This is a genomic window from Paraburkholderia sp. Ac-20340, assembly GCF_017104965.1.
GTDB lineage: Bacteria > Pseudomonadota > Gammaproteobacteria > Burkholderiales > Burkholderiaceae > Paraburkholderia.
This window is the reverse complement of sequence record NZ_JAAGPR010000069.1, coordinates 1-9889: the sequence shown is the minus strand read 5'-3', so window position 1 is coordinate 9889 and position 9889 is coordinate 1. Positions and strand designations below refer to the sequence as shown.

General features: G+C 63.8%; 9 protein-coding genes and 1 pseudogene. 7 read left to right on the top strand and 3 right to left on the bottom strand.

Going from position 1 to position 9889, the window contains the following annotated elements; translation table 11 throughout:
- Positions 1–236: 236 nt before the first annotated feature.
- Positions 237–1637 (bottom strand): GntP family permease, encoded by a 1401-nt coding sequence (locus G3N59_RS36630; RefSeq protein WP_205987886.1) that lies wholly within the window; start codon positions 1635–1637, stop codon positions 237–239.
- 288 nt (positions 1638–1925) lie between these two features.
- Between G3N59_RS36630 and G3N59_RS36625 the strand changes: the two genes are divergently transcribed.
- Entirely contained in the window at positions 1926–2402 is a 477-nt protein-coding gene (locus tag G3N59_RS36625) for a BON domain-containing protein (RefSeq protein ID WP_241024846.1), read from the top strand.
- Between the two features lie 119 nt (positions 2403–2521).
- The gene (locus G3N59_RS36620; RefSeq protein WP_205987885.1) at positions 2522–2800 is read left to right on the top strand and encodes a hypothetical protein; all 279 of its coding nucleotides are present in this window, start codon (positions 2522–2524) and stop codon (positions 2798–2800) included.
- A gap of 82 nt (positions 2801–2882) precedes the next feature.
- Here the strand turns inward: G3N59_RS36620 and G3N59_RS37505 are convergent, their stop codons facing one another.
- Positions 2883–4094, bottom strand: a complete 1212-nt coding sequence (locus G3N59_RS37505; protein ID WP_205987884.1) for a helix-turn-helix transcriptional regulator — start codon at positions 4092–4094, stop codon at positions 2883–2885.
- A gap of 454 nt (positions 4095–4548) precedes the next feature.
- Between G3N59_RS37505 and G3N59_RS36610 the strand changes: the two genes are divergently transcribed.
- From G3N59_RS36610 to G3N59_RS36600, 3 genes are all read left to right on the top strand, one after another.
- A complete protein-coding gene (locus G3N59_RS36610) occupies positions 4549–4776 on the top strand; it encodes a hypothetical protein (RefSeq protein ID WP_205987883.1) in 228 nt (75 codons plus the stop codon).
- Between the two features lie 150 nt (positions 4777–4926).
- Positions 4927–5223: an H-NS histone family protein gene (locus G3N59_RS36605; RefSeq protein WP_205987882.1), complete on the top strand. Its 297-nt coding sequence runs from the start codon at positions 4927–4929 to the stop codon at positions 5221–5223.
- 617 nt (positions 5224–5840) lie between these two features.
- Complete coding sequence (locus G3N59_RS36600; RefSeq protein ID WP_205987881.1) at positions 5841–7442, top strand: peptide chain release factor 3; 1602 nt, start codon at positions 5841–5843, stop codon at positions 7440–7442.
- A 60-nt stretch (positions 7443–7502) separates the two neighbouring features.
- Here the strand turns inward: G3N59_RS36600 and G3N59_RS36595 are convergent, their stop codons facing one another.
- Positions 7503–8684, bottom strand: a complete 1182-nt coding sequence (locus G3N59_RS36595; protein ID WP_205987880.1) for a GGDEF domain-containing protein — start codon at positions 8682–8684, stop codon at positions 7503–7505.
- A 331-nt stretch (positions 8685–9015) separates the two neighbouring features.
- Between G3N59_RS36595 and G3N59_RS36590 the strand changes: the two are divergent.
- Positions 9016–9252: pseudogene (locus G3N59_RS36590) on the top strand (CoA-binding protein); the annotation flags it as partial.
- 56 nt (positions 9253–9308) lie between these two features.
- On the top strand, positions 9309–9889 hold a 581-nt coding region (locus G3N59_RS36585), incomplete at its 3' end, for a CoA-binding protein (protein ID WP_205987878.1).

Sequence of the window (9889 nt, the reverse complement as noted above, 5' to 3'; positions counted from 1 at the left end):
GAAACAACTCCACGCCGATGATAGTGCGGATTGCCCGTGTGAAAGTAGGTAATCGTCAGGCTCCTTATGCAGTACGTCCAGAACCCCGGTCTCTCACAGCGAGAACCGGGGTTCTGGCGTTTACGCGTGTGGGAAAAGCACACGCAGATGCAGGCACCGCGAAGCCCGCACAAAAAAGCCGTCCCACAGGGACGGCTTTTTGCATTCAGCACTACCACTAACAGCAATCCAAACCCTTAAACCAACCCCGTCGTATAAAAAACGGCGATCACAAAGAACACCGCCAACGTCTTGATCACGGTGACTGCAAAAATGTCCCGATATGACTCACGGTGCGTCAACCCGGTCACGGCCAACAGCGTAATGACTGCGCCGTTATGCGGCAGCGTATCCATCCCGCCGCTGGCCATGGCCACTACTCGATGCAGCACTTCTAGCGGAATATTCGCAGCCTGCGCGCCTTTGATAAACAGATCGGACATCGCAGCCAGCGCAATACTCATCCCGCCTGATGCAGAACCCGTAATCCCCGCCAGCGAACTCACCGAAACAGCCGCATTAACAAGCGGATTCGGAATGCTCTTGAGCGCATCGCTGACAACAAGAAAACCCGGCAACGCCGCAATTACGCCACCAAAGCCATATTCCGAAGCCGTATTGAGCGACGCCAGCAGCGCGCCCGCCACAGCCGCCTTCGTGCCCGTCGCAAAACGCTCCTTCACGCGCGAAAACGCGCTGACGACCACGAACACGATCCCTAGCAGCAACGCACCTTCCACCGACCAGATCGCGACAACCTGTTTGACCGTCGTCGTCACGGGCGTATGCATGCCGGGCAGGACATCGGGCGTGACGGTGTACGTATCGCCGTACCACTGCGGAATCCAGCGCGTGAGAAAGAAGTTCGCGACACCCACCAGCACGAGCGGCGTCACAGCCAGCAGCGGATTCGGCAGATGGTCGGTTTTCACGTGCTCGGGCTCGTTCACAAGCGAGGTGCCGTAGCCTTCGCCCTTGGCCATCGCGCTACGGCGTCGCCATTCGAGGTACGTCAGACCCACCACGATGATGAACAACGAGCCGATCACGCCCAGCGCCGGCGCGGCCCAGGCGGTGGTCTTGAAGAACGTCGTCGGGATGATGTTCTGGATCTGCGGCGTGCCGGGCAGCGAGTCCATCGTGAACGAGAATGCGCCAAGCGCGATCGCGCCAGGCATCAGGCGCTTGGGGATGTTGCTCTGGCGATAAAGCTCCGCGGCGAACGGATAGACCGCGAACACCACCACGAACAGCGACACGCCGCCATACGTGAGCAGCGCGCAGACGGCCACGATCACCGCATTGGCGCGAGAGCGGCCGATATAGCGAATCGCGGCGGCGACGATCGCTTCCGAGAATCCCGATAGCTCGATGACCTTGCCGAATACGGCGCCGAGCAGGAACACGGGGAAATACAACTTCACGAAACCCACCATTTTCTCCATGAAAATGCCGGAGAAAACCGGTGCGACGGCGGCGGGATCGGTGAGCAGAACAGCGGCGAGCGCCGCTACGGGAGCGAAAAGGATCACGCTGTAGCCGCGATATGCGGCAAGCATGAGAAACGCTAGAGCGGCGAGAACGATAATGAACGACATGGAGTCTCCTGCAAGGGCGTGTTGCACTTCGTCGATGCACTTCTGTATTGCGCTTTTTCTTGCATGTCTCTACGCCCACGATCAAAGCCATGGTGCGCCGCAGCGATTGTACCGAATCGTTCAGGAACGCTTCGCAATCGCGTATGCCGGGCATTCCTGATTGCGGCTTGCGCAGGGCGGTCCTATCGTGACGGAATCGGCATGTGCAGCGGCAGGGAGACGGCGATGCAAACGCGCAAGGCGTTTCAGGGACGGCGAGCGAGGGCGATCACGTTGCTGATTGCGGCGATGTTGCCGTGCATCGCGGTGGCGCAGGCATCGGCGCCATCGCGTGACGAAGTCCGCAACTGGTACAACGACCCGTTTTTTGCGCTTTCGGCTGCGCAGCGCGCCTGCCCGCAGCCGCTCGGCCCGAGCATGACCAAGGCCGAAGCCGACGACGACGCCCATTACCGCGTCGAGCGCGGCACGACCTGCTGGCTCGCACACAAATGCACGAAGCCGAATTCCTATCTTTACGATGCCGATATCGCGCAGGCGATCCGCACGCAGTTCAAGGACGACGCTACGCTGGCCGGCACGAGCCTGTGGATTACGGTGCAACGGCGCTTCGTCTATGCCGAAGGTTGCGCGGGCGCAAACTTCGATCGCGCGGCGCTGGAGCGGCGACTATCGGCGATACCCGATGTCGAGCAGGTGTTCGTGCGCATCAGTGCCGATCCGCGCGCGAAGCCGCCGTACAAGACGATGCCGGCGTCGCACTGAAACGCTCGAACCGCGCGCGTCACGCGCCTGTTACCCCATGCGCTCCGCATGGCGCCCAGGCGTCACGCGGCATGGCACAATCGCAGCGTCGAAAAACTAGAACGCCCCCGGGGTACTCCATGAATCGTTTCGTTTCGCCTTCGTTTTACCTTCGCAGGCTGCCGTTTGCGGCGGGCGCCTGTGCGCTGCTCGCGGCGTTGTCCGCGTGCAGCAGCGGCCCGCCGCTGTTCCTCTCCGATGGCCGTCCCACGATCCAGGTGCAATGCCCGGCGGGCGGCGACCGCGATTCGTGCGTGCAACAGGCGCGTGCGCGTTGCGCAGGCGCGGGTTACGACACCGTCGATAACGCCACGACCGGCGACACCTATACGCTCGTGTTCGCCTGCAAGGCGAAATAAGACGTCCGAACCGATATCGTCGCGCGAGGCTACGTCAGTAGCCTCCAGCCGCACCTGGCCGGCGGCACCTGGCCGGCCGCACCTAGCCGGCGGCACCTGGCCGGCCGCGTGCCGGCAGGTTCATCATCAGGCGCAGCAGATCGGGTTGTCGTCGCGTGGCGGTTTTGAGGTAGATCGACTGTAGTTGCTTGCGCACCGTGTCGTATTGCACGTTCACGCGCGCGGCGATTTCCTTGGCCGTGAAGCCATCCACCAGCATGTGCACGATGCGGCATTCGGCGGGCGAGAGATCGAATGCCGTGGCCAGCACCTGCTCGTCCACCGCCGGCGCCGAACGCGGATGGTAGAAGGTCAGCGCCGCCATCGCGCGCAGATCGGCGGCCGATGCTTCGCCGGGCGTCACCACGTTGTAGAACGCGTAGAGCACTTCCGGCGCGGCGGGTAACGTCGCATCGGCATCGTTGTCGTGCGTTGGGTGCCCATCTTCAGGATCGGCAGCGCGATCGACAGTACTCACGATGCGCAACGCCCGCACGCGCGCCGCTGCGGCCCGCGCACCGTTCACGTGGTTTTTCAGGCGCGCTTCGCTGATCGCCACATCCTCCAGAAAGCGCGTCTGAAACGGCGCGGCCAGCGCGATGCGCTTGCTGCGCACGCGCACGAGCGACGTGGCGCGCAATAGCCGCTGCGCAGGTTCGTTGCTGTGCAGGACTTCGCCGAGCGCGCTCACCAGCATCGCAGGCGGACGCGCCTGGCGCGCGAGCGCATCGGCGTCGGGCAGCAGGCGATGCAGGCTCAGGCGCATCGCGCGGATCAGATGCGGCGTCAGACGTTCGAGCAGCGCGCGCCCGGCCTCCGGCAGCGGGCCGTCACCGTGGTGGCGGCGGCAGGCGATCATCGCCGTGAGCGTGCCGCTGTCGATCAGCTTGCACAGCGAGACGAAGCGCCCCGCGCCCGCGAGCACGCACGGCTCGAACACGGCCTGGCCCCGGCTGTTGCCGGCGTCGCTGCAGCAGTAGAGCCATTTGCCGGGCGCGCAGGCGCGCAGCCATTCGAGGCGCGCGTCGTCGCGATAGAGCGTGGGGATGAATTCGAGCGGTTCGGTTTCCAGCACGCTGAAACCATCGGCCCAGGAGAACAACTCGCGCTGACGATCGAAGGCGCTCAACTGGATCGAAGCAGCGCCAATCGCCTCGCGCAGCAGGGCGCAAAAATCCTTCCATGCCGCGGGACGTTCGAGCGTGGCGTATATGCCGTGCAACAGGCAGTCGTATTCCGATTCGTTCGATTTCACGCCGATCCCGTACTCAAACCCGCCGTGAAGCATCGCGCGCCTAAAATGCGTGGCGCATATTCCTTGCACAACTGTGGAATATACAGCCGTTTTAGGCGCCGCTAATCTTCATATCGTTCGTTGACTAATAGCGTCAGGTTGGACGAGGCGCCCATTGCGTTCCGTGCGGTAGGCAACGGATTGGCGGCCATGGCCGTCCTATTCTGGAACGGCGAGGCTGTTGAAAACCACCCCGCCAGACCGACTGCCAGGAAAAAGACCGCGAAAGAAAAGTGATAAACAGGCGACAAGCACGCGTCAGGCTGCCGATAAACAATCCGGCGCAATGAGCGCAATGCGGCGAATTAAATGCCAGGTTATCGCTGAATAATGGTTTAGTCATCGCGCTGCATTGAATGCGCCGACGTCTTTTACATGACGTCTTTTAAAAGTTGGATGAATCCCGGGGGCAGCAATGAATCATCATCAACTTGAAAAGGATATTGAGCATCTCGAGCAGATCGTTGCAAGACTGTCGGGCACCGATCGCATTCCCCTTTCTTACTGGCGCGGCCGCGTTGCAGCCGTGTCGAGCGCCGATCTCGTGCCTTCGCAATTGCAGCGTGTCAGGCGTCTGTCCGAAGCGCTGGGCGCGCTGGAGCGGCGCGCGAAGGGTGTTGCGGCGCTCGAAACCGTTCGTTAGCGAACACATAATCGCCGATCGATCTGGTAAAGAAAGGAAAGAAATTGACGCGTATAAGCGAATGCAAGCGAAAAACGGCGCGCAATTTAACACTCGCGAGGGCGATAAGGGCCACAATAGCCACGTGTGACCTTCTGGAGATCTCTATTCATGCCGAGCTACAAGCAACTCACCGCCCAACTCGAAAAACTGCATAAGGAAGTTGCGGCGGCACGCGAAAAGGAAGTCGAGCAAGCGATCGCCGACATCAAGGAAAAGATCGCGGAATACGAAATCACGGCGGAAGAGCTCGGCTTCACAAGCGCGGGTACGGTCGCGCGCAAGAAGACGCCGCTGCCCGCGCGTTTTGCGAACCCCAAGACGGGGGAGACCTGGAGCGGCCGTGGCCGTGCTCCGGCGTGGCTGTCGGGCGTGAAGAACCGCGACCGCTTCCTGATCAAGCAATAAACCTCCGGGATCAAGCGCGGCGCGTGTGATCCCGTAAATCCTCACCTTTGGGCGGCGCCCGGCGATGCCAGTGCGCCGCCGGGCTCGGGACCAGCAGTAAGTCGATGCATGGCGCGCTGCGTGAATCGCCCGGCCTGCGCCGCGCACGATGCACGCAAGTCATTGATGAGAAAAGCGTTCTCACGCGAGACACGTTGCCGCGCGCTCACGGCACGGTCAGCCGATCTGCCCAAACGCCCTGCGTAATGCACTGAAAACGCAGCGCAAGCGCTCCGCTTCCGGCCCCGCGCCCATTGCTCCCGTAAAAGCTCACCGTAGCCACGCCGCCGATACCCCACGCGCCACGCTTATCCACAGCGAAGTCTTAGTCTCCAGCGGTAATGCCGTGTATCATTCGTCCCCGGCGCCTTCCTGCTGCGGACGTCGGTCGTGTTTTTCAGACCGGTCGTGCTATTCGCCTCGAAGGCCGCGACGCGCAGGCCGCCCGCCTGCCGTGCCGCAGCCGGCCATGCTGCCGCGCTGGCCGCCGGGCCGGCCGCCGCCGATGCGCCGGCCACATCCGCAACCCCCGCCACGCGGCCGGTTGCCCGAATTCATCAGTGATACCCGCTCCATCCATGTCAGTTGCCGAACTCAGACGCCGCCGCACGTTCGCGGTCATTTCTCACCCGGACGCGGGTAAGACCACGCTCACCGAAAAGCTGCTGCTGTTCTCGGGCGCGATTCAGATCGCCGGTACCGTGAAGGGCAAGAAGAGCGGCCGCTTCGCGACCTCCGACTGGATGGAGATCGAAAAGCAGCGCGGCATTTCGGTCGCCAGCTCGGTCATGCAGTTCGAATACGGCGACGCCGTCATCAATCTGCTCGACACCCCGGGCCACGAGGACTTCTCGGAAGATACCTATCGTGTGCTGACGGCCGTCGATGCGGCCGTGATGGTGATCGACGGCGCGAACGGCGTGGAAGCGCAGACGCTCAAGCTGCTCGAAGTCTGCCGCAGCCGCAAGACGCCCATTCTCACGTTCATCAACAAGCTCGACCGCGAAGTGCGCGAGCCGCTCGATCTGCTCGACGAAATCGAGCAGCACCTTGGCGTGGCGGCGGTGCCGTTCACCTGGCCGATCGGCATGGGCAAGGAATTTCAGGGCGTCTACGACATCCAGCGCGATCAGGTGCGCGTGTTCCGTGCGGGCGAGCAGTCGCTGGGCGGCGCGGTGGAAACGCTGCAAAACATCAGCGACGCCGATGGCGAAGCGCGCTTCGGCTATCACTGGAAGCGCACCAAGGAAGAAGTCGAGCTGATCACGGGCGCGACGCCCACCTTCGATCGCGAAGCGTTCCTCAAGGGCGAGCAGTCGCCGGTGCTGTTCGGCTCGGCGATCAATAACTTCGGCGTGAAGGAAATTCTGGACGCGCTGGTCGACCTCGCGCCGGCACCGTCGCCGCGTATGGCCGTGCAGCGCGCGGTCGCGCCGGACGAAGCCAAATTCACGGGCGTCGTGTTCAAGGTGCAGGCCAATATGGACCTCGCGCACCGCGACCGCGTGGCGTTTATCCGCGTGTGCTCGGGCCATTTCGAGCGCGGCATGCAACTGAAGGTCACGCGCAACAACAAGACCTTCCGCGCCAATAACGTGGTGAGCTTCCTGTCGCAGCGCCGCGAAACCGTGGCCGAGGCGTACCCTGGCGACATCATCGGCATTCCTAACCATGGCACGCTGAGTCTCGGCGATACGCTGACCGAAGGCGAAGACCTGCAATTCACGGGTCTGCCGTTCTTCGCGCCGGAAATTTTCCAGACCGTCGAAGTGGTCGATCCGATGCGCGCCAAGCAACTGGGCGAAGCGCTCAAACAGCTTGGCGAAGAAGGCGCGATTCAGGTGTTCCGCCCGATTCACGGCGGCGCGACGATTCTCGGCGCGGTCGGCCAGCTGCAGTTCGAAGTGGTGTCGCACCGTCTCGCGGCGGAATACAAGGTGGCGGTGCGCCTGATGCCGGCGCGTTATCGCCTGTCGCGCTGGGTCACCTGCGATGACCCTGTCGAGCTGCGCCGTTTCACCGATTCGTACGAAGCGCGCATGGCCTACGACGCATCGAATGCGCCGACGTATCTGGCTTCGCACGTCTCCGAAATCGACGTCGCGCAAAAGGCGTGGCCGAAGATCGTCTTCAACGAACTGCGCGAGCATTCGGGCGCACCGTTCAAGAAGTCGATTTAACGCTGGCTGCAGCCGATGTAGAACGGGCCGCTGGGTGGTTTCCCCCAGCGGCCCGTTTTTTTATGCGTGTGTGGTTTGCGTATCGCTATCGCTGTTCGCGTATTCCAGGCGGTTGCCGCCCAGCGATTTCGCGCGATAGAGTGCCTGGTCGGCGGCGGCGAGCAGGTCGGAGAGCGTCATCGTCTCGCTTGTTTTCACCGCCAGGCCGATGCTGACGGTGGTGCGCATGCCCACGCCGTCGATGCCGTGCGCCGCCGTCTGCTCGAAGCGCCGCACGATCATTTCGCCCATTGCCTGCACCTGCGTGGTGTCGATGCCGGGCAGCAGCGCCGCAAATTCCTCGCCGCCGATGCGCGCCAGCAGCGCCTGCTGACCGACCACACCGCGCGCGATCGCCGAGAACGATTTCAGCACTTCGTCGCCGGTCTTGTGGCCGTAACGATCGTTGATCGCCTTGAAGTGGTCGAGGTCGAAGGCCAGCAGCGCAACCGCTTCGCGCCTGCCCGCCTGGCCGAGCATGCGCGCGCCTTCCTCGAAGAACCAGCGGCGGTTGCCCAGGCGCGTCAGATAATCCGTTTGGGATTCCTGCAAAAGCTGGCCGTGGGTTTCCTCGCGCACGAGGCGCAGCAGCGTCATCGGCAGCACGACCGAATACAGCACGCCTTCGTACAAGGTGATCTTGCTGACGGTCGGCAGAATCGCCTGACCGTAGCGCGCGGCCAGCCACGGCAGCACGACTGCGCGAAACGCGTAGAGCGCCGCGTGCGCGCCCGTCACCAGCACGGCGATATTGCGCGCGTGGCCCCATTTGCGGCCGTCGCCGCGCAGCAGTTCGCGCGCGGCCATCGCGGAAGCCAGCGACAGCGGGATCGCCGTGACATACATCCACATGACGTCGAGCCCGCGCGTACCCGACACGCCCCATGCGAGCGCCTGGACCAGCAGGATGAGCGCGGACGCGAGCCCGTAACGCCGCCCGTTCATGGTGGCGACGCCGTGGGCAATCAGCAGATAGCCGCACAGCATCACCATGTTGCTCAACGCGGAACCCCACACCCAGGGCAATTTGAAGCGATAGATGACGGCCACGCAGCCAATGGCGAGCGTGGTATATCCGGCGGCGAGTATTTTCAGTTCCTTGCTGCGGCCAGGGTGAGTGCGATGCTCCCAAAGGGTCATCGCGGAACTGGCGAGCAAGGTTCCGATCGCGAGGAAATATAGGGTGAGAAGGTCGACGTGCATCGCGGGCGTAAAAGCGCTACGCCGATACATCCCGGCGGCTGGCGCATTTTACGATGAAATATTGAAAACATAATGTTCGCGTCAGAAGGCTGCGATTTTGCAACAGATGTGCGGCGACGCGGTTCCCGATACCGGTAACGTTTTCCTGTTTCTCGGGCGTTGGCATCGCGCGCAACGCTTCAAAGCCCGCGACGCGATGCCGCCGCCGCGCGAGGCTCTGTCAGGCGGCGAAATGCGCGCATCGCGGGGCCGATTCGCCTATCCTCATCGTCACGACGGGCGGCCGCGACGCAGGCGCCGCGCCCGCGCATTCGAACAGCGAGGAGGGGCAGTGACCGTACGCAATCTCGACGCGATATTCCAGCCGAAGTCGGTGGCCGTTATCGGCGCTTCGCAGCGCGCCGGCAGCATCGGCAACATGGTCTGGCAGCGCCTGATCGAAGGCGGTTTCGCGGGGCCGCTGTGGGCGGTCAACCCGCGCCACGCCGGTGAGACGAGCGATTTCGACGGCCGGCCCGTGGTCGCCGATGCCGGCGATCTGCCCGAAGCGCCCAGCGTCGCCATCATCTCGGGCGGCCGCGACGCAGGCGCCGCGCCCGCGCATTCGAACAGCGAGGAGGGGCAGTGACCGTACGCAATCTCGACGCGATATTCCAGCCGAAGTCGGTGGCCGTTATCGGCGCTTCGCAGCGCGCCGGCAGCATCGGCAACATGGTCTGGCAGCGCCTGATCGAAGGCGGTTTCGCGGGGCCGCTGTGGGCGGTCAACCCGCGCCACGCCGGTGAGACGAGCGATTTCGACGGCCGGCCCGTGGTCGCCGATGCCGGCGATCTGCCCGAAGCGCCCAGCGTCGCCATCATCTGCACGCGGCCGGCCACGTGGCCCGCGCTGGTGCACCGGCTGGGCGGCATGGGCACGCGCGCGGCGATCATCGTCGGCGAGGCGCGCAGCGAGGAAGATCACGCCGATCTGCGCCACGCGCTGGCGGCAGCGCGCCCGCATCTGCTGCGGCTGCTCGGCCCCGGCAGCCTGGGCGCGCTCACGCCGGCGCTCAACGCGCAACTCGGCGCGGCCGCCACGGTCGCGCGCAAGGGCGGCGTGGCGTGGGTCTCGCAGTCCAACGCGCTGACCAACGCGGTGCTGCGCTGGGCCGATGCGCGCGGCCTGGGCTTCTCGCACGCGGTCGCGCTGGGCGACGAGGCCGA